Origin of the sequence: Flagellimonas sp. HMM57 (assembly GCF_021390175.1) — a bacterium.
Lineage (GTDB): Bacteria > Bacteroidota > Bacteroidia > Flavobacteriales > Flavobacteriaceae > Flagellimonas.
In genome coordinates this window covers 1,804,901-1,826,014 of the sequence record NZ_CP090004.1, presented here as the reverse complement: position 1 = coordinate 1,826,014, position 21,114 = coordinate 1,804,901, and the positions used below count along the sequence as shown (strand labels likewise).

Annotated in this window: 15 protein-coding genes; 5 read left to right on the top strand and 10 right to left on the bottom strand. The window is 38.9% G+C overall.

Annotated features, from left to right (window positions below; translation table 11 throughout):
• Positions 1 to 13 precede the first annotated feature (13 nt).
• The 5 genes from LV716_RS08055 (at position 14) to LV716_RS08035 (ending at position 10,555) form a co-directional block, all read left to right on the top strand.
• Positions 14 to 2,428, top strand: a complete 2,415-nt coding sequence (locus tag LV716_RS08055; RefSeq protein ID WP_163417230.1) for an ABC transporter permease — start codon at positions 14 to 16, stop codon at positions 2,426 to 2,428.
• A gap of 169 nt (positions 2,429 to 2,597) precedes the next feature.
• Entirely contained in the window at positions 2,598 to 5,021 is a 2,424-nt protein-coding gene (locus tag LV716_RS08050; RefSeq protein ID WP_163417229.1) for an ABC transporter permease, read from the top strand.
• 30 nt (positions 5,022 to 5,051) lie between these two features.
• Positions 5,052 to 7,412, top strand: a complete 2,361-nt coding sequence (locus LV716_RS08045; RefSeq protein WP_163417228.1) for an ABC transporter permease — start codon at positions 5,052 to 5,054, stop codon at positions 7,410 to 7,412.
• Positions 7,413 to 7,465: 53 nt separating this feature from the next.
• Positions 7,466 to 9,841 (top strand): ABC transporter permease, encoded by a 2,376-nt coding sequence (locus LV716_RS08040; protein ID WP_163417227.1) that lies wholly within the window; start codon positions 7,466 to 7,468, stop codon positions 9,839 to 9,841.
• Positions 9,842 to 9,892: 51 nt separating this feature from the next.
• Positions 9,893 to 10,555, top strand: coding sequence for an ABC transporter ATP-binding protein (locus LV716_RS08035; protein ID WP_163417226.1), 663 nt, complete (start codon positions 9,893 to 9,895; stop codon positions 10,553 to 10,555).
• A 156-nt stretch (positions 10,556 to 10,711) separates the two neighbouring features.
• Here LV716_RS08035 and LV716_RS08030 read toward each other — a convergent pair whose 3' ends face one another.
• From LV716_RS08030 to pdxA, 10 genes are all read right to left on the bottom strand, one after another.
• Positions 10,712 to 11,830 carry an FAD-binding oxidoreductase gene (locus tag LV716_RS08030; protein ID WP_163417225.1) on the bottom strand — a complete coding sequence of 373 codons (1,119 nt, stop codon included), beginning with the start codon at positions 11,828 to 11,830 and terminating at the stop codon, positions 10,712 to 10,714.
• A 15-nt stretch (positions 11,831 to 11,845) separates the two neighbouring features.
• Entirely contained in the window at positions 11,846 to 13,267 is a 1,422-nt protein-coding gene (locus tag LV716_RS08025) for a hypothetical protein (RefSeq protein WP_163417224.1), read from the bottom strand.
• A 3-nt stretch (positions 13,268 to 13,270) separates the two neighbouring features.
• On the bottom strand, positions 13,271 to 15,226 hold the full coding sequence (locus LV716_RS08020; RefSeq protein WP_163417223.1) for a DUF4836 family protein: 1,956 nt from the start codon (positions 15,224 to 15,226) through the stop codon (positions 13,271 to 13,273).
• A gap of 8 nt (positions 15,227 to 15,234) precedes the next feature.
• Complete coding sequence (locus tag LV716_RS08015; protein ID WP_163417222.1) at positions 15,235 to 15,921, bottom strand: hypothetical protein; 687 nt, start codon at positions 15,919 to 15,921, stop codon at positions 15,235 to 15,237.
• 148 nt (positions 15,922 to 16,069) lie between these two features.
• Positions 16,070 to 17,422 (bottom strand): acetyl-CoA carboxylase biotin carboxylase subunit, encoded by a 1,353-nt coding sequence (gene accC / locus LV716_RS08010; RefSeq protein ID WP_163417221.1) that lies wholly within the window; start codon positions 17,420 to 17,422, stop codon positions 16,070 to 16,072.
• A gap of 90 nt (positions 17,423 to 17,512) precedes the next feature.
• Positions 17,513 to 18,004 carry an acetyl-CoA carboxylase biotin carboxyl carrier protein gene (gene accB / locus LV716_RS08005; protein ID WP_163417220.1) on the bottom strand — a complete coding sequence of 164 codons (492 nt, stop codon included), beginning with the start codon at positions 18,002 to 18,004 and terminating at the stop codon, positions 17,513 to 17,515.
• 27 nt (positions 18,005 to 18,031) lie between these two features.
• Complete coding sequence (locus LV716_RS08000; protein ID WP_163417219.1) at positions 18,032 to 19,027, bottom strand: beta-ketoacyl-ACP synthase III; 996 nt, start codon at positions 19,025 to 19,027, stop codon at positions 18,032 to 18,034.
• Positions 19,028 to 19,202: 175 nt separating this feature from the next.
• Positions 19,203 to 19,403, bottom strand: coding sequence for a 50S ribosomal protein L32 (gene rpmF / locus LV716_RS07995; RefSeq protein ID WP_163417218.1), 201 nt, complete (start codon positions 19,401 to 19,403; stop codon positions 19,203 to 19,205).
• 7 nt (positions 19,404 to 19,410) lie between these two features.
• A complete protein-coding gene (locus LV716_RS07990) occupies positions 19,411 to 19,944 on the bottom strand; it encodes a DUF177 domain-containing protein (protein ID WP_163417217.1) in 534 nt (177 codons plus the stop codon).
• 110 nt (positions 19,945 to 20,054) lie between these two features.
• Complete coding sequence (gene pdxA, locus LV716_RS07985; RefSeq protein ID WP_163417216.1) at positions 20,055 to 21,107, bottom strand: 4-hydroxythreonine-4-phosphate dehydrogenase PdxA; 1,053 nt, start codon at positions 21,105 to 21,107, stop codon at positions 20,055 to 20,057.
• Positions 21,108 to 21,114: the final 7 nt, after the last annotated feature.

The window sequence follows — 21,114 nt, the reverse complement described above, 5'->3', positions numbered from 1 at the left end:
CAATCAAAAAACCATGATAAAAAATCATTTCAAAATAGCTTGGAGAAACTTAATTAAAAACAAAACATTTTCCCTATTGAATATCATAGGGTTATCTGTCGCTTTTGGAACTGCAATTCTTTTGTCCATGGCGGGTTTTTTCGACCTTTCTTACGATAAATTCCATACGAATGCGAACACCATTTATCAAGTCTATTCTGTAAAGCAATCCACAAAAGGGCCACTACCCAGTGATAGCCACCCAGCTCCCTTAGTTGAGGCTATAAAGAACGAAGTGCCAGGGATTGAAAAGGCTACACGGTATTTACAGGAAGAAACCATTGTATCCTTTAAGGAAAAAGAAATAAACATGGATGCGGTTTGGGTTGATGCCGACTTCTTTAACATGTTTACCTTTCCATCGATTAAAGGAAAAGTAAAAAATCCCTTAGAACAACTAGCAGCCGCAGTAATTACAGAAGATACCGCGAACAGACTTTTTGGAACGGTTGAAGCGGTAGGCAAGACGATACACCTGCTTATCGATGGAAAAGACCGCCCTTTCACGGTTTCTGCCGTAGTCGCCGATAATTTACCACAAAGTACTTTGGAATTTGAAATAGCGGTACGGTTTGAAAAGCATGGAGATTACCAAAGAAACAAGGATATTTGGGGCGCAAAGTACCATAGTGTTTACGTTCAACTGGCAGATAGCGGAAATCCTGAACTTTTTGAAGAAGCTACTAGATCTTTCATAGCTATCAATCTAAAACGACAACTTGAAAATGCAAAACGGGATGGAGCATCACCCAATTCAGATGGACAGTTTTTTAAGTTGGAACTTCTCCCACTAAAAGATGTTCATTTTACTATATATAGAAATGGTAGTGCTGAAGTTAGTAGGGCAAGGCCCTATTTGGTATTGGGCATTGCATTGCTAATACTCTTTATCGCCTGCGTAAACTTTATTAATATGAGCATTGCCAAGAGTGGGCAACGACTTAAAGAGATTGGTATGCGAAAAACCCTCGGTGCCAAAAGAAAACAACTATTTCTACAGTTTTGGTTTGAAAGTCTTTTTCTTTTCTCCATATCACTGGTTTTTGGTACAATTTTGAGCCTTCTACTTATTGATGAATTTAAAACAGTCTTTCAGACCAATGTCTCTTTTGATTTGATACTATCAACAACCTATATTCTTGGTTTTTTGGTCGCTGTATTGTTGATAACACTTTTTGTGGGTGGGTATCCAGCATTCTTGTTAAGTAAATTGGGTACACTACAGTCCTTAAAAGGAAAAGTCGATATTTCTGGCAAGAACAGCGTACGTGATGTTTTAATGATATTGCAATTCGGTATTGCTATTTTATTGATTTCGGGAACCTTGGTTTTACGTAGTCAATTGGAGTTTATGCGCGAAAAAGATTTAGGGTTTAATAAAAAATATGTGCTTTCCTTTCCGCTTGATGGAAAAATGGATAGTCACAAAGCGGTTGAACTACTTCGCAACGAATTGGCAAGTAACCCCGATATTCTAGAAATAACCGCAGCTGATAATAATCTTGGGTATGGTAAGGATGGAAGTGTATCTAAGAGTATGATGGGTTTTGAATATAAAAATAGGGTCGTGAACACTAATACGTTAGTGGTGGATTACGACTATGTTGAAACTCTGGATTTAGAAATTGTTGCCGGTAGAAATTTTAATAAAGGGTTTGCCAAAGATAGTCTGAGCGTAGTAATCAATGAAAGCATGGCTAAAGAATTTGGGGAAGAAGACCCTTTAATAGCACACGTAAATGTAACTGATTCAATCAGCTATCCTGTAATTGGTGTGGTCAAGGATTATAATTTTGAAAACTTAGACAAGACCATTGAGCCCATGACGATTTTTTTACGGCCAGACTGGGGGCTTTACTATGCCTATGTAAAAGTTTCGTCTTCCAATATGTCCAAATCTTATGATGCGATTGAAAAGGCTTGGGCAAAAATCGAACCCAATGCCACTTTTTTAGGTTCGTTTTTGGATGAAAACATCAATAGAACATTTAGAAAAGAAGAACGTATGACCACCATGATAACAAGCGGTTCAATTTTAGCGATTGCATTAAGCTGTATCGGACTCTTCGCAATCTCATTATTAATTGTGAACGAACGAACCAAAGAAATAGGGGTTAGGAAAGTCATCGGGGCTAGTGTTGTCAATATTACAATCTTATTAACAAAGGATTTCTTAAAATTAGTAGGCATTTCCTTTTTAATCGCTTCGCCAATAGCGTGGTATTTTATAAAGTCGTGGTTACAGGACTATCCTTTTAAAATAGATTTGGACATCACTTTCTTTTTAATAGCTGGTCTATTGGCCACGGGTATAGCTTTACTTACTGTTGGTGGAAGAACTGTAAAAGCGGCCACACAAAATCCAATAAAAAGTCTGCGAACTGAATAAACATAAATCTACATATTTGTAAATTTATTGTACATGATTTGTCAAAAATTTTGACATTCTAGAATTGTTATATTTTTCAAAATATTGATTTTTAGTTATTTACATTTTGGCATAAAAATCGTTTTCTATAAATCAATATTTACTTTGCCAACACATAACAAAACTATTCATGCTCAAACTATTCTTTAAAATCGCTATACGATACTTATTCAAAAACAAACTGTATTCCTTTATCAACATTTTTGGATTAGCTGTTGGTGTGGCTTCCTTCGTTTTGATAATGCTCTATGTGAATTACGAAAAGAGCTATGATAAGTTCGAAGGTTCGGAAAACGTCTACAGAACTTATATGGATTATATAGAAGGGGATACTTTCGTTCCTGGCGATGCCATGACCTATAATCTTTCGGGTCCTACCCTAAAAAACGAATTTCCAGAAGTACTTGATTATGTCCGCTTTTATTTTTTCGAAAAAATGACCTTTCAGGTCGGTAATCGCATATTGGAGCAACCTTCGGGATCACTTGTCGATCATTCTTATTTCAATATTTTCAGTTATCCACTGCTCAAGGGGGATAAAGCATCAGCCCTGGAAAAACCGTATTCCATAGTGTTATCAAAGTCATTTGCGGAAAAATTATTTGGCGACGAAAATCCTATCCAAAAAACAATATCGGCCTTTCAAGATGGGCGGGAAGCAATACTCACGGTTACTGGGGTCATGGAAGACGTACCAAAAAATACGCACTATAGAAATTCGTTTTTGATTTCTTACGAGACCGAGAAAACCTGGACAGATTTTGGCCCAAGAGCGCACGAGCTCAACTGGAACCAGAACAATTACTATACGTATTTAAAATTAGCCCCCAATACAAATACAACTATTCTTCGCCGGAAAATAATCGATAGTGATATCGAAGAAAATGAAGATGAACGACATAATATAGAGCCCATTGAAGAAATCCATTTGTATTCCAACAAGCCTTATGAAGTTTCTGCCAACGGAAGTGCCACTAGGGTAAAGTTTTTAACTGCCATTGCATTTATTATCCTAATTCTTTCATGGCTCAACTACGTGAACCTTTCTACCACAAAATCCATGGAAAGGGCGAAGGAAACAGGGGTGCGAAAAGTGGCGGGGGCCAATAAACCCCAATTGATTTTCCAGTCGTTAATGGAGTCCACCCTGCTTAATCTCTTTGCTATAGGCATTGCCTTAGTTTTGGTATTCATTTTACTTCCAGTCTACAACAATCTAACCCATAAAGACCTTAGTTTGGAGCTTTCCAATATCCTTGACCTCTTACCATATTTTGCCTTTATTCTGCTTGGTATGTTATTGGCTGGACTCTATCCAGCATTGGTCTTGAGCAGGTACTCCCCTGCAAAGGCTCTAAAAGGAAAAATTCGTGCTTCCGCAGCTGGTTTAAACTTAAGAAAGGGGTTGATCATTACACAGTTTTTGGCCACGATCGTACTGCTCATAGGCACTATCGTGGTGACCAAACAAATCAATTATTTGGAAAGCAAACCTATTGGGACAAATCTCAATCAAATCGTTGCTCTAAAGGGAGAAGTAATCGCCACCAAGGCGGATTCTCTAATTATCAACGACTTTAAGGTTTTGGAAGGAGAGCTAAAAAAGTTCCCCTTCGTGGAAAAAACTGCTATTGCCCAAACCTATCCTGGTGATCGTTTTGAAAACTTAAATTCTTCCCGTGGAATTCTCCTTCCCAACGGAGAACGGGAAGACACCAAAGTATACTACGTTTACTTTGCTCAGCCTGATTATTTCGAGTTGGCAGATATTAAATTCCTAGCAGGCAGAACATTTCTCCCATCTTCAGAAATGGCCGGCAGACAGGTCGTAATCAACGAAACATTTTTGAAGACCATGGGATTTTCTTCACCTGAAGAGGTCCTGAACAAAACGATGAAATTTTATGGGGATGAATGGCAAATCTCGGGTGTAATACAGGATTACTATCATTTTGGATTGAAAAGTCCTGTGCTGCCGACAGTCATACGTTACGGTAATGGGGTAAGCAACCTTTTGGTCAAGTTTGACGAATCGGCAACCTCTATTGCAGGTTTCGAATCAGCGATTGGAAAGTTGAAAAACAAGTGGGAACAGGTTTTTCCAAAAAGTACGTTTAACTACACGTTTTTAGATGAAAAATTCGAAGCCCAGTACGAGGAGGACAAAGCATTTGGCACAGCTTTCCAGGTTTTCACCTTTTTGGCCATCATTATCGCTTCTCTGGGACTTTTTGGACTCACCTCCTACACTGTGGTTCAGCGAAAAAAGGAAATTGGTATTCGCAAAGTCAATGGTGCGACCATTACACAGGTACTTACACTTTTGAACAAGGACTTTGTGAAATGGGTCGGTTTCGCCTTTATTGTTGCAATACCCATCTCCTGGTACGCTATGAATCAATGGTTGGAAGGTTTTGCATATCGAACTACGCTTAGCTGGTGGGTATTTGCCCTAGCAGGAGTGTCGGCACTTTTAATTGCTTTGATTACAGTAAGCTGGCAAAGTTTTCAGGCAGCGGTTGCCAATCCAGTGGAATCTTTGAGGGACGAATAAATATAGATGCGATTTAAAGAATGAAAGATTATGCTTAAGAATTATATAAAAATCGCTTGGCGAAATCTGCTGCGTAACAAAAGCTTTTCGTTTCTTAATATCATAGGGCTGTCCATTGGTTTAGCGGTTACGGCGCTTATATTGATTTGGATCAACTTTGAGACGGGGATAGATCAATTTCACGAAAAGAAAGATCGTATCTACCAAGTCTACAATGAATATCCCATAGATGGAGAAATATGGACATGGAATTCCACACCAAAAATAATGGCTCCGACCATTAAAGCTGAGTACCCAGAACTGGAGTATGTCTCCAGATTTTTTTATGATACTGAATTTCTTTTTTCAAAAGGTCAGAAAAGGATAAAATCCACAGGCACCATCGTAGATCCAGATTTCTTGAACATCTTTAGTTTTCCGCTAGTGGAAGGGGAGAAAGCATCCGTTTTAGAAAATGTGAATTCTGTTATAATCACTGAAACTTTTGCCAAAAAACTATTTGGAAATAAACCTGCCGTCGGCAAAGTAGTAAAAGTTGATAACACCGATACTTTTACAGTAACTGGAATATTGAAAGACCTACCCGACAATACCGAATTTGACTTTGAATTTTTAATGTCCTGGAAATACCTAAGACAAAAAGGATGGGACGATGAAAATTGGAGCAATAATTCTATTGCAACCTATGCCCTGTTACGTGAAGGAACGGATTACCGGGCTTTTTCCGATAAAATAAAAACTCTACGTAAACATCATGATAAAGGTGCACCAGAAATGGTAACCTTTCTTTATCCTTGGGCACGGTCTTGGCTATACTCTGAATTTGAGAACGGAAAAGAAGTTGGTGGCAGAATCGATCAAATTAGAATATTTGGCATCATCGCAGCCATTGTCTTGATTATCGCCTGTATCAATTTCATGAATCTTAGTACCGCCCGTAGCGAAAAACGAGCCAAAGAAGTTGGAATACGTAAAACAGTGGGAGCCAAAAAATCTGCATTAGTCATTCAGTTCTTAGGAGAATCCATATTGATATCCCTTTTGTCAGCAATATTGGCGTTACTTATTGTGTTCTTAGTGTTGCCCTCATTCGGGGCACTTATCGAAAAACCGCTATCTCTCGATATAATGAATGTGCAGTTCTGGCTATCAGCTGTCGCAATTGTAGTTCTAACTGGAATACTAGCAGGAAGCTATCCTGCATTATATCTTTCTGGATTTAAACCGTCTTCCGTTTTAAAAGGAACTTTTAGGCAAATGAGTGCATCGGTAACTCCCAGAAAAGTATTGGTCGTCCTTCAATTTTCTGCGGCTATCCTGTTGATTACCGCAAGCATAATCGTTTCGCAACAATTAAGAAAAGTCCAGGACAGAGAATCTGGTTACGCCAAGAACAATCTTGTTTACGTAACGATGGTGGGCGACATGGAAAAAAATTATACCCTGATAAAGAAAGCGCTTTTGACTTCCGGTGCAGCTACCTCTGTGACCAAGACAGGGTCACCAATAACCCAAAGCCAAAGCAACTCATGGAACCTAGAATGGAAGGGCAAGGATAACGAAACTAAAATCTTGGTACATAGACTTCCAGCAGACGATGCCATAGCCAAAACCTTAAATATCGAAATAGTGAATGGACGAGATTTTGATCTTGAAACATATCCAACAGATTCAACTGCTGCAATAATCAACCAATCAGCCTTAGAATTGATGAATTTTGAAAATCCCATTGGACAAATAATCAAGGATAATGGTATCGACTGGCATGTAGTTGGAGTGGCCAAAGACTTTATTATGAATTCGCCGTTTCAAAAAATAGAGCCCATAGTTATACAGGGGGCAAAATCTTGGTTCAGTGTGATACACGTACGATTCAATGAAAAACTTACTACTTCCGAAGCTCTTGAAAAAACTAAATCCATATTCCAAAAATATAATCCGGAATACCCCTTCGATTACGAGTTTGTGGACCAGCGGTATGCCGAAAAGTTCGATGACGGGCAAAGAACCCAAAAACTGGTGAGTTTGTTCACCTTACTCGTCATTTTCATTTCATGTTTGGGTCTTTTCGGTCTTGCTAGTTACATGGCTGAAAACAGGATAAAGGAAATTGGGATACGCAAGGTGTTGGGCGCCACAATCGCCAATATTGCAAAGTTGCTTTCAATCGATTTTCTGAAGCTCATCCTTGTTTCAATAGTGGTATCAGTTCCCGTTTCATGGTATTTTATGTCAAATTGGCTGGAGACTTATGAATATAGGATTTCTGTTTCTTGGTGGACATTTGCCTTGGCAGGTATGCTAGCATTGCTAATAGCAGCCTTTACCATCAGCTATCAATCTGTGAAAGCTGCGATTACCAATCCCGTTAAATCTTTAAGAACTGAATAAATCATCATTTTATGTATAAACTTTTTGAGCCATCACACTAAAAACTTGAAAAAATGTTAAAACACAATTTGCTGCTTTTCTTCCGTAACATTAAAAAACACAAAAGCAGTTTCCTTATTAACTTAATTGGTCTGTCATCTGGCTTAGCCTGTGTGCTATTGGTATATCTCTGGATTTCAGACGAGTTAAGCATAGATACCTTCCATGAGCACGAAAAGCGATTGTACCAAGTCTTGCGGCATGTGCCAGATGGTCAAGGCTCCTTGGCCACCTATAGTTCCAATTCAAGCTTAATGCTAACAGCACTACAGACTGAGGTGCCCGAAGTTGAAATGGCAACTGCAGTATTTGAATTCGATACCGGCGCCATGGTCAAAACAGATGACAAAAAGCTGACCGCTATAGGTAATATGGCAAGTGAAGACTATTTTAAGCTATTCTCCTATCCTTTGATTCACGGCAGTAAGCATACAGTTTTAAAAGATATAAACGCCGTAGTCATTTCTAAGGAAATGGCCCGTAATTTCTTTGGACAAGGAGTAGACCCCATGGGAAAAAGCTTGACCATAAAGCATGGTGAAGAAGGGGTGGACGGCATCTTTACTGTAACAGGGGTATTCGATATTCCAGCGAATTCCTCCAAAAAGTTTGATTTTGTATTGTCCTATAAAAAGTTTTTACAGCGGCGAGATGCCGATAATATCCATTGGGGAAGCAACAGTTCTAGGATGTACGCTTTGCTCAATCCCGATGTACACATCGACCATTTCAACAATAAAATGGCCGATTTTATCAAGAATAAAAACGAATACAATCTGGCCACAGTATTTTTCACCCGTTATGCCGACAATTATCTAAAAGGGAACTTCGAAAATGGAAAACAAACGGGAGGGCGAATCAATTATGTCATCTTGTTTTCGTTAGTAGCAATTTTTGTTTTGGCCATAGCATGTATCAATTTTATGAATCTCTCTACGGCAAGGGCTTCCAGACGCTTAAAAGAAGTTGGGGTTAAAAAAGCAGTCGGGGCAAACAGAAAAGTTTTGATTTTTCAATTTTTGACCGAGTCCATAGTACTCTCCTTTTTCTCTTTGTTCTGTGCTTCAGTCTTTGTTATACTGATTTTATCATGGTTCAATGGTGTTACTGGCAAAGACCTTGTCTTTTCTGTTGATAACAACATGACCATGGCCTTAATCGCCATAACATTGCTGACAGGTTTAGCTTCTGGTAGTTATCCCGCTCTATACCTTACTAAATTCGATGCCGCTAAAGTCCTAAAGGGAAAAATCAAGACTTCGTTTGGGGAATTACTGGTACGAAAAGGCTTGGTCATCTTTCAATTTAGCATCTCTATTTTTCTTATTGTTGCCGTTAGTGTTATTTACATGCAATTGGATTTCATTCAATCCAAAAATCTAGGCTACAACAAGGACAACGTCATGATTTTTGAACGTCAGGATGGTCTTGTCGACAACATGGAAACCTTTCTTGAACAAGCAAAACAAATACCTGGAGTCGTCAATGCATCTTACATGCAAGGTGGTATGACGAGCTTTAACAACTCTTCTTCAGATCATCGATGGCCCGGTCAAACTGAAGCATCCAAAAAGTTGACCTTTAGACATGCCCATGTTGGCCCCGAATTTATAGAGACTATGGGCATAGAAATGAAAGAAGGGCGTTCGTACATCAGTGAAAAACCCAATAATGACTCAAAAATCATATTGAACGAAACCGCAGTAAAACTTATGGGGTTAAAAAACCCTATCGGTACCAGAATAGACATGCGCGGTCCAAACCGAGAGATCATAGGGGTAGTCAAAGATTTTAATATTCAATCCCTTTATGATGAAATAGCGCCCATGGCATTGCTCTGCAGAACCGAATGGGTCGGTACCCTGATGGTAAAAATCAAATCTGGTAAAGAGAAAGCTACTATTGCGGCATTGACCGATCTTCACAATACGTTTAATCCCGGACTAACTTTCGATTTCAGGTTTTTGGACGAACAATACCAGCAACTTTACGAATCGGAACAACGTGTAGCCATTTTATCAAAATATTTTGCAGGGCTCGCTATACTAATATCTTGCTTGGGTCTTTTTGGGTTGGCCGCATTCACTGCTGAGCGCAGAAAAAAAGAAATCAGTATTCGTAAAGTGCTTGGCCAAAGCATTGGGCAAGTAACGGTAATGCTCTCGAGCGAGTTTGTAAAACTGGTCCTGATTTCCATGCTTATCGCACTGCCCATTGCATATCTACTTGCTACAAATTGGCTTGGTCAATTTGCGTATCGCATTCCTCTGAAAATCTGGTATTTTATAGGTGCTGGTGTGGCAGCGCTATCGGTAGCAATGTTTACTGTAGGAAGTCAGGCTATCAGAGCCGCGAATAGGAATCCCATCAATACGCTTAGAGAAGAATGAAAAACTAAAATAATACCTGCGCTTGCGGGAACAATAAAATTAATATATACTATGCTTTTACAACTAAACAATATTTTTAAATGGGTCAATTCAGGAGGCCAACGCATTTTTTTGCTCAAGGACATTAACCTTAATATAGAGGAAGGGGAGTTTATTTCCATTATGGGACCTTCGGGTTCAGGGAAATCCACATTGTTGAACGTCATCGGGATGTTGGATGGGTTTGATGAGGGGGAATACCAGTTTTTAGAAGAATCCGTACATACGTTAAAGGAAAAAGACCGTGCCAAGCTCTATAAAGAATACATAGGTTTTGTTTTTCAGTCGTACCATTTATTGGATGAACTCACGGTCAAAGAGAATTTAGAGATGCCGTTACTGTACAAAAAATTCAAAGGTACCGAACGCAAGGCCATGGTCGCTGACATGTTGGACCGATTTAATATTGTGGGCAAAAAAGACCTTTTCCCCGCCCAATTAAGTGGCGGACAACAGCAGTTGGTGGGAGTTGCCAGAGCGCTGATTTCCAGTCCAAAATTGATCTTGGCGGATGAGCCTACAGGAAACTTGAACTCCAAGCAAGGTGAGGAAATCATGGACATGTTCAAACAACTGAATGATGAGGGCGTTACCATTGTTCAGGTTACACACTCTGAAAAAAATGCGGAATATGGCTCCAGAATCATCAATTTGTTGGATGGTAGGATGATTTAATCTCACAGAGCTTGATTTGCTTAAGCTTGTTGACTATTTTGTTCGGATTGTTGGACACGAATTACACAAATTGGCACAAATTCTCGGCTAATCTTGTTTTAGGATTTGTACTTGAAGTTTTAATATCTGATGTGAGCTTGCCCCAAGGGTATTTATTTACTCGACTAAATCAGCGAGTTCCTTACCGACTAGGCTACCCAAGGCAATGCCCATTCCCCCTAAACGTATTCCACAATAAATGTTGTTGGATATTTGTTCAAGGATTGGGTTCTTTTGTAGTCCAATGCCCATGATTCCACTCCATCTTTGGTCTATTTCAATAGATTGATTTGGCAAAATTACTTCTGCAAGAAGTTTTTCAAGAGTGTTTTGAACCAAGGGGGTTTCTCCAAAAGAAGCAGTCGCTTCGGTTTCAAAATCGAGATTACGACCACCGCCAAAGAGAATTCGGTTATCGACATTCCTAAAATAATAGTATCCTTCATCAAAATGAAAAGTTCCTTTTATTTTTAGATTTTTAATGGGCTTCGTGATTAAAACCTGGGCCCTGGCTGGGGCAACCCCTTTATTTTTTAAGAGTTTGGACGAAAAACCATTGGTTGCCACAAATACTTTCTTCGTTTTAAAGGCAAACGTTTTGGTTTTCACTACAGCTGTGTTTTCTACATCTTCCAAAGTTTCAACTTCTACCCCATTTAAAATACGCACTCCCTTTTGCTGACATTTTTGAAGTAATGCGGACATCATTTGCCCCGTATCCAATTGCCCTTCAAATTGATGCGTGATGTAATGTTCCTTGATTTTTTCAAACTGAAAAAAATTGTCATTTTTCAGGAAAGGAAACGCCCCAAATATGGGCTCGAGCATCTTGTTCAATCGCTCCATTTCATGTAAACACCCTTCATACAACACAACATCTTTATGTAGAAATAGTTCATGTCCCCCATTGTTTTCAAAACCTATCGCTCTATCTCCCAAAATTTGCCGTAAGAGCTGAATGCCTTCCCAACGTTTTTGGACCAAATCAATTACTTCTTGCTCTGTATGGGTTTTTAAATCCGCTAAGATTTCGGAAATACTTCCAAAACAGGCAAACCCGGCATTCTTCGTACTTGCTCCTTGAGGTAAAGGTTCTTTTTCCAAGAGCAGAACTTCACTTTTTGGATATTTTTCCTTCAAATGCAGGGCACAATTAAGCCCAACGATACCACTCCCGACAATTGTGAAGTCAACTTTGGAAAACCATGTTTTGTGTTCCCAATAACTTAGTCCCATCAGACTAAAATACGTTTATAATTTGGCTTCTTGATCGTCGTCTTTCTCGGCATTCAATCCAAAAAAGACTTGGGAAAGTATGTTTATATATTCTTCCTTTGCTTTGATAAACCCTTCAATCTGAATTTCATCCTCGGCTTCCTGCCATGCTTGTACGCGCATATTTTTTAACAAGGAAAATAATTTTTCGGTCTGAGGTATGCCCATATCTTGCTGTAGCCTATTAAAATTGGCCTGAAGATTGAAAAAATAGGAACTGGTTTTCTGTGTTTGGGAGGAAATGGAATCTCCTGTGTTAAACGTAGTTCTCGAATCATTTTCGGATACACGCAATTGATACAAAGGAAATGGTTTGAAGACATCGCTATTGGACAATGCCCCTGCTTCCAAAAGATATTCTTTTACACTGCCCTGTGTTGATCCCAAATTCATATAGAATTGGGGAACTTCTTTCCGTTCAATCGTTTTTTGCGCTATTTTCTCAAAATTGTCGTCATATCCGTAAGTAACAATGGTATCATTTTGGGCGGTCCTTCCAGCAATGCAAAGGCTAAGCGCTCCATCAAAAGGTTGCAACAGCTCAAGTGGGGTTAAGTTGTTTTTACTAAAAAAAGATATTCCATTTAATTTTTGAGCAAGTTTCTCCTTCTCGGAACTTTGCTTCAGATTAAGGTCGTAATGAAAGGAAAGAGAAGGATCTTGATACACTGGGGTCACAAATTCCTTCGTGTGCGACCTACTAGTTAATGCGTTGCCCCTTAAAACCGCAGCACCATCCTTAAATGATACTGTGGAAATCCCTTTAGTGTCAGCATACACCAAGTGTCCCGGTGCTTCTTTCACGGCTTTAATTAAATCGTGATCGCTATCATCAATGGTCTTGCCATCGACCAAAACTTCTTTAAAAACAGTTCTTATAGCCGACTTTTCAATCTTGAGTGATCCAGCTACTATCAACTTTTCAGTGTTCCATGCCAATGCTATGTTTCCGTTTTTGAACCAAGCAAACTGATATGCTTTAGCATCTGAAGTATGAATTTTATCTACCTTATCGTTGATTTCCCTTTTGATGTACTTTTCGAAATCAGTAGCGTCGTCGATTCTAAAAACCGAAAAAACCGTATTTTCAATATCTGGCATGGTAAAAAGCAAGAGGTTGTAAGGCGTTAATTCCACACCCGAGCCTTCCTTCTCTTCATCTTCTTCTTTAATATCGCCGGAGGATGATTTGCTGTTTTTATAATAATAGCGGGGAGCTCCTAAGGCATCTAGAATCAAGGTCTCTTTTAGATCGTGTATTCCGACTTTGATAATACTGTGTGCATCTTGGTGGACTACGCCCAGCAAAGCACTTGACTTTTTATAGCTCGTATACACATAGTACCCTATCGATAGAGCCACAAGTACAAAAAAAACTTTTTTTATAGGTTTTCCCATGTACTATTCCATCAATTTATCAATAATGTTTATAAAGTATGCCAAACTGTTCTTGTGACCCTTTTCAGGAGTTTTCAATACCATTCTTCCAGTCATGGTATTACCCTTTATTTTTGAAAAGTTCACCCTGAGGTCTTCGGTATTGTCCGTTAGAAAATCTATGTTGCTTCGCAATTCTCTGGGAAAAGCTTCTGAAGGTATCTCAGAAATAATGTTCTTACCATTAACATAAAAGCTTGTGGAACTTTTACTGATCTCTTTTTTAAGTGTATTGGATAGCTTTGAAGGATACGTGCCTTTTTTGATTTGGGTCAACTGTGCCACAGAGCTACCTATGAACACAGTATTATCTTTATACATTGCATAAATGTCGAAAGGATTGGACCTTGTTTGTCCTACGTGATAGATGTCATTCTCATAATCTACCTTTTCTTCCAAAACCCCTATTTTCATGATATTCCTGAACATTTTTTCCTCTTCGGAAGTAAAAAGAAATAAAAAGTCGGGCACCGTTTCTGTTTTTGTCTTCTCTACTTTTTTGTAGTTGTATTCCTCATCATACTCATAATCGGTATAGGTAACTTCTTTTTCACGTAAATCCGTCAACAATAATAGCATATCGCCTCTTAAGATTTTGGCAGCTCCTTCTTCGTCTATCAATAATGAAAACAGTCTGGTTACGGAGGAAGATGCCGCTGCAATCGTGGCTGCCTTTTTGTTCTCGGATTGTTGTGTTTTAGTATCGAACATGGTTTCGATCAAAGAAGGATACGCCTTTAAAATACCTGCAGTACTTAGATTAACGCTTATATAACCCAACAGTTTATCTTCATTGATGTAGCTGAAAAAGTTTTTGTTGAATTTCCCTTCATACATGGGCTTGTATATCTTTGCCAATTCGTCACTTATGGTGTAATCAATACCCATTACCGCTTCGTCCTTTTCAAAATTGAGTCTGGCAGTTACCGTCGTTCCCTTGTAAAATTCATCAAAGTTCATGTAGTCATAAGGGTTGTTACGACCCAGAAGTCCAGGTGGAAATGCATTTTTATAGATTTGAGAAAAATCGTTCATCCAGACCATGACTTCATCATTGCCCTTTCCTAGGCTTTTTTTATAGCTGTTGTTCTGTAAAATATTCCTGGTCGGCTGGCTTAGGAGCACTTGTTTTGCATAAGCTAGCGTTACCGTATTTTGTTTCTTTTTGGCAGCTTCCCTTTCCAGTCTTCTTTGCTCGTATCTTTCTTGTTGCTTTTTATATTCCTCGCTATTATAGTAGTCGTACACCTGAACTTCGGCCTCTTCTATGACAACTTCTTCCACTATCTCTACTTCTTCTATAACAGTTTCTTCTATTTCTTCAGCTGCCCCTGCTGATTCTTCTATTTCCTCCGCTGCTTCTACTGCTTCCTCTACAGCTCCTTCTACAATGCCTTCCTGTGCGGGTTCGGCCACGGTAGCGGGAACTTCATAATCCAAATAGCTATAATCCTCATTTTGGTCGCTGGGTATCACAAAAACCAATTCTTTGGCATTCCACATGATTACCGTTCCGTTATACGATTCCTGTACGTAAGAAACAGTACCGTCCTTAATGACCTCATCACGTTCGCGCGGAAACAATTTTGGGAGGTTAGCGGTACTTTTCATGGGAATCATAAATGTATTGTAGAACACCCCTTCCTTGGTCTGCAAAAAATAGTATAGGTTTTCATTTAGATTGAATCCCAAATCCTCAATAGTAGAAAGTTCACCTTTGGTTTCACGGCTGATTCCCTTGTTCATTTCCTGCCCTAACCTCGAATTCGAAAATTCGGATAGCGAAAGAAGCTCCAGAACATTTTTTCCTTTAACGGTAACAACAACATTTGCTTCACTTGGAATTTTTCTGGCTAAATCCTGAGCATTAAGTGATAGAAAAAGTCCACATAAGAAAATGGTAGTGTATAAGTGTTTCATGGCTATTTTTAATTGATAAGTTTTATTTTATTTTGAATTGTTTTCTCTCCTAGAATGAATGACATGGCATCCACGCGAAGCATTACCGCTTTTTTTGAAGGCGCTATTTTAGCGTTGCTGTTCGAAGCTGTCTGTACAGGTTCCTGAAACCGATAAATCGATGTAAAACTTGCATCTTGAAAGATTTTTTTGTCTTCTTTCTTCAAATAGTCAAAAGACTTTTTAATGCTTGAATCGTACTTGAACTTTCTTTCAAAAACCCGTTGTGAAGCATCGTAGGCAAAGTTTGATGTATTGAAGTTGGTTTTTTCCCTACGATTCTGTTCTTTGATTAGTTGGGAAGTGATTCCGTTTAAACTGGCTATATCTTCAAAATTGTACGATACGGAAAAAATATAGTTTTTAAAATCCTTGTTTTTTTTGATGTTGGTTATCCCTTTTGATTTTTCCAAATGTTTTACTACATCATTCAGTGCCAGTTCAATATCGTCTATCGTTGGTACTTTGTAACCATTCACACTATCCAGAAGCATTAAAGAAGCTATCTTGGTTTTGCTCTTGCTCATATTAACGGTGAATAACATGGTTCCGCTACCGTCTTTATTTAGATTGACTTCTTCCAAAATATCAAAACAACTACTGGTTGATAACGTAACTAATACTAGACAACAAATTTTTATGGCTCTTTTTAGCATTGGTCAATAGTATGGTGTGGTTTACATAACCTAGTTATGTGAAGAAAATTGTTTTAAACATTAAATTAGGACAAAACTATTTTATAAATGTTCAGTGTAAATACCTGAAAACCGTGAAATAAAAAACCCCGATAAATCGGGGTTTGTATTAGTCTTGATATTTGACATCTATTTCAAAATCGTCCATAAAGGCAGTTGTATAGTTTCCCGCCAGATAATCGGGATGATCCATTAACTGTCTATGAAATGGAATGGTCGTCTTTACGCCTTCAATCACAAACTCATCTAGTGCTCTACGCATTTTATTAATGGCTTCTTCCCTGGTTTGGGCCGTTGTAATCAATTTGGCAATCATTGAATCATAGTTGGGCGGAATTCTGTACCCACTGTATACATGAGTGTCCAGACGAACTCCATGACCCCCAGGTGTATGGAGGGTAGTAATTACTCCAGGAGAAGGCCTAAAATCGTTATAGGGGTCTTCTGCGTTTATTCTACACTCAATGGAATGTAGTTTTGGAACATAGTTTTTCCCTGAAATAGGTACACCTCCAGCAACCAAAATCTGTTCGCGAATCAAGTCATAGTCTACAACCTGTTCGGTAATCGGATGTTCTACCTGTATACGGGTGTTCATTTCCATAAAGTAGAAGTTTCTATGCTTATCTACCAAAAACTCTACGGTTCCCGCTCCTTCATATTTAATGAACTCCGCAGCTTTTACCGCAGCTTTTCCCATGTCATCACGAAGCTTGTCCGTCATAAAGGGAGATGGTGTTTCTTCCGTAAGCTTTTGGTGCCTACGTTGTACAGAACAATCCCTTTCTGAGAGGTGACAGGCTTTTCCGTATTGATCTCCCACTACTTGAATTTCTATGTGGCGCGGTTCTTCGATCAATTTTTCCATGTACATACCGCCATTGCCAAAAGCAGCTGTGGCTTCTTGGACAGCACTCTCAAAATTACTTTCCATTTCCTCTTCTCCCCAAATGGCCCGCATTCCTTTTCCACCACCACCAGCTGTGGCCTTTATCATAACGGGATAGCCCATTTTTTTGGCTATGTTTTTAGCATCCGCAACATCTTTAAGGAGTCCTTCTGAACCTGGGATTGTTGGAACACCTGCCTTCTTCATGGTTTCCTTGGCAGTCGCCTTATCGCCCATTTTATCAATTTGTTCTCCTGATGCCCCTATGAACTTGATTTCATGCTCTGCACAAATCTTGGAGAATTTCGAATTTTCCGAAAGAAACCCATATCCCGGGTGAATGGCATCCGCATTGGTAATCTCAGCTGCTGCAATAATATTTGGGATCTTTAGATACGATTCATGACTAGGTGCAGGTCCTATACAAACGGCTTCATCAGCAAAACGCACGTGCAGGCTTTCTTCATCAGCTTTGGAATAAACCGCGACTGTCTTTATGCCCATTTCCTTACAAGTCCGTATAATACGAAGTGCTATTTCGCCCCTATTTGCAATTAATATTTTTTTAAACATGCTTTTTAGTTTAAGAGTTTATGGTTTAGTAGTTTTTTAGTTTAATGGCGTACGCTTTAAACTGAAAACTGAAAACTTCTAAACTTAAAATTATGAGGGATCAACTAAGAACAAGGGTTGATCAAACTCTACAGGTGAGGAATCATCGACCAATACCTTGACGATTTTACCGGCAACTTCAGATTCGATATCATTGAAAAGTTTCATCGCTTCAATAACACAAAGTACGTCTCCAGGATTGATAGTACTTCCAACCTCAACAAAAACTGGCTTGTCAGGTGATGGTTTTCTATAGAAGGTTCCAATAATTGGAGATTTGATGGTAATGTATTTTGAATCTTCGCTTGCCGCTGCCGGCTCTGAAGTTTGAGGTGCTGCTGGCTCACCCGCTGCAGGAGCTTGCATCATTGGAGCTGCAGGAGCTTGTGCCATAGGAATCTGCTGAACTATCGTAGTTTCTGGGGCAACAGCATCACTTCCCGTACGAATCGTAATCTTTATGTCTTCCATCTCCAACTTTACCTCGCTGGCACCCGATTTAGCTACAAACTTGATTAAACTTTGAATTTCCTTAATGTCCATGGAATATAATTTAGTTAGTTTCTTATTTTATGAATTGTAGGCCCATTTTAAATAAATAGATCCCCATGTAAATCCGCCACCAAAAGCTGCAAAAATGAGATTGTCCCCTTTTTTTAATTGCTTTTCATAGTCATGCAATAATAGTGGCAACGTTGCCGAGGTAGTATTACCGTACTTATGAATATTGATCATGACTTTATCGGCATCAACGCCCATTCTGTTGGCTGTAGCATCTATGATACGTTTATTGGCTTGGTGTGGCACCAGCCATTGCACATCCTCTTTTGTCAGATTGTTTCTATCCATTATCAAGGCAGAGACATCGGCCATGTTGGATACGGCAAATTTAAATACCGACTTCCCATCTTGAAAGACATAATGCTGCTTGTTCTTGACCGTTTCTTCCGAAGGTGGTAAAATAGAGCCTCCTGCTTCTATTTTTAAAAACTGACGACCAACTCCATCTGTCCGTAAATATTCATCCTGAAGCCCTAACCCTTCATCGTTTGGTTCAAACAATGCGGCTCCTGCTCCATCACCGAATATGATACACGTTGTACGGTCCGTATAATCAATGATGGAAGACATTTTATCAGCTCCGATCAACAATACTTTTTTATACCTGCCAGATTCTATATAACTGGCTGCCGTAGACATTCCAAAAAGAAAGCTGGAACAAGCGGCTTGTAAATCGTAAGAAAATGCATTTACCGCTCCAATTTCCGAAGCTACGTAAGCGGCTGTTGCTGCAACTGGCAAATCTGGTGTCGCTGTAGCAACTAAAACAAAATCTATTTCTTTTGGATCTACCCCGCTTTTATGTATTAAATCTTCTGCAGCTTTGATAGCAAGAAAAGAAGTTCCTGCATTTTCTTCTTTTAAGATTCGTCGTTCTTTTATTCCTGTTCTGCTGGTTATCCATTCATCATTGGTTTCCACCATGGTTTCTAACACTTTGTTAGATAAAATGAACTCTGGAACATAGCCTCCCACAGCTGTAATAGCTGCTGTTTGTTTTTTCATACTAGTGCCCTTTTTTCTCAAAAAAAGTTAAAATTTGACCCAAAAACGGTGAAAAATAGTCATTTTCTATGACTTTTTGACCAAAATTGATTTGTTTTTAGAATTAACTATTGTCCATAAAAAAACTCCCGTTGTTTTAGGACGGGAGTCTACTTTTATTTTAAGGGGCCTGCGCTTACGCAGCAGTTTCTTCCTCTGTTTTATCGATTAAAACCTGACCCTTGTAGTACAATTTACCTTCGTGCCAGTGAGCCCTGTGGAACAAGTGCATTTCTCCTGTTACGGAATCCTTGGCAATTGTTGGCATAGTCGCCTTGTAATGGGTTCTTCTTTTATCTCTTCTGGTTTTTGATATTTTTCTTTTAGGATGTGCCATTATAAACCTATTTGTCCGTTAGTAACTTTTTTAAATCGTCCCATCTGGGATCTGTATTTTCTGATTGTTCCTTGATTTCTTTTGGTTGTAATTCTTCAAGCTTATCCAAGATTTCCGATTGAAGCGTTCCATCTTCTACACCTGGGTGTATTCGTTTTTGTGGAACTGCCAACGCTAACATTTCATAAATGTATTGCGCAATATTAATCTGGTACTCGCCATGGGGAATAATAAGAATCTCATCATTTTCATCGTTATATTCTTCCCCGAACTTAATGACCAAATGCAATGTTGCTGTAACGGGCAAATCAAACGGTTCTCCCGTTAAATCACAATCCACATTTACAGTTCCTTTTGCCTCAATATCCAACTCCATCATAGTACTCATCTTGTCCAAGACAGCGATGGTCTCTATAGATGCGCCATTAAATTCCTGATAATCAAAAGATTCAAAGAACGTATTTTCAATCGTATACTCAAACTCGTGCTTTCCTAACTTTAATCCCGAAAAAGGAATAAAAAACTCCTTTAGCTTCATCATTTTTACACTTAAGGTTTGTGTACCAGCCCGTAAAGGCGGGTGCAAAGATACTACTTATATTCAAAAACGCAATCCAATTACAATAAATATAGCAAATATGCCCTCAAGTTTTAGCTTGTTCGTTTGACTCTTTGCTTTTGTAATGGGTTTTTGTTCAATATTTTATATTCTTCCCTATTCTTAAATACTTGAATTGCAGTAAAAACCGCTTCCTTAAAAGAGCTTTCGTCCGCCTGTCCCGTTCCAGCGATTTCGTATGCCGTACCGTGATCGGGAGACGTTCTTACTTTTTCCAATCCTGCCGTATAATTTACGCCCTTACCAAACGAAAGTGTTTTGAACGGTATGAGTCCTTGATCGTGGTATGCCGCCAAAATTGCATCAAACTTTTTGTGCCCATTGGAACCAAAAAAACTGTCTGCGGAGTATGGCCCATAGACCAGTATTCCTTTATCGAACAATTCCTGTATAGCTGGTTTCAAAATTTTATCATCCTCTTCTCCAATAGTACCATTATCGCCACTATGTGGGTTTATTCCCAATAATGCTATTTTGGGTCTTCGTATTCTAAAATCCTTTTTAAGGGATTCCTCCATGGTACGTACTTTTTCTTGTATCAATTTTGGTGTAATTGACTGGGCCACCTCTTTAACAGCTATGTGGTCAGTAAGCAACCCTACACGCAATGTATCTGCCACCATAAACATTAGGCTTTCTCCATTTAGTTCTTGGGCGAGGTAGTCTGTATGCCCTGGAAATTTAAAATCGTCCGCTTGAATGTTGTTCTTGTTTATGGGTGCAGTGACCAAAACATCTATCTTATCACTTTTTAACGCAGTTACTGCAGCCCGCAGCGATTTAATAGCATACTTACCACTTTCCTCAGTGGCTTTTCCAAATTCAACTGTGGGTGTATCTTTCCATATATTGACGACATTGATTTTCCCATCAACAGCATGTTGCGCATCTTTTACCCCATTAAAGCTGATAGTAAGGCCTAAATCATTTTTTTGTTTGGAAATCATTTTGTTCGATGCAAAAAAAATCGGGGTACAAAAATCCAGCATTCGATTATCCAGGAAAGTTTTTAGCGCTACCTCACACCCTATACCATTGAAATCCCCTATTGAAATTCCCAGTTTTATTTTTCCTTTTTCTCTCATAAATCAA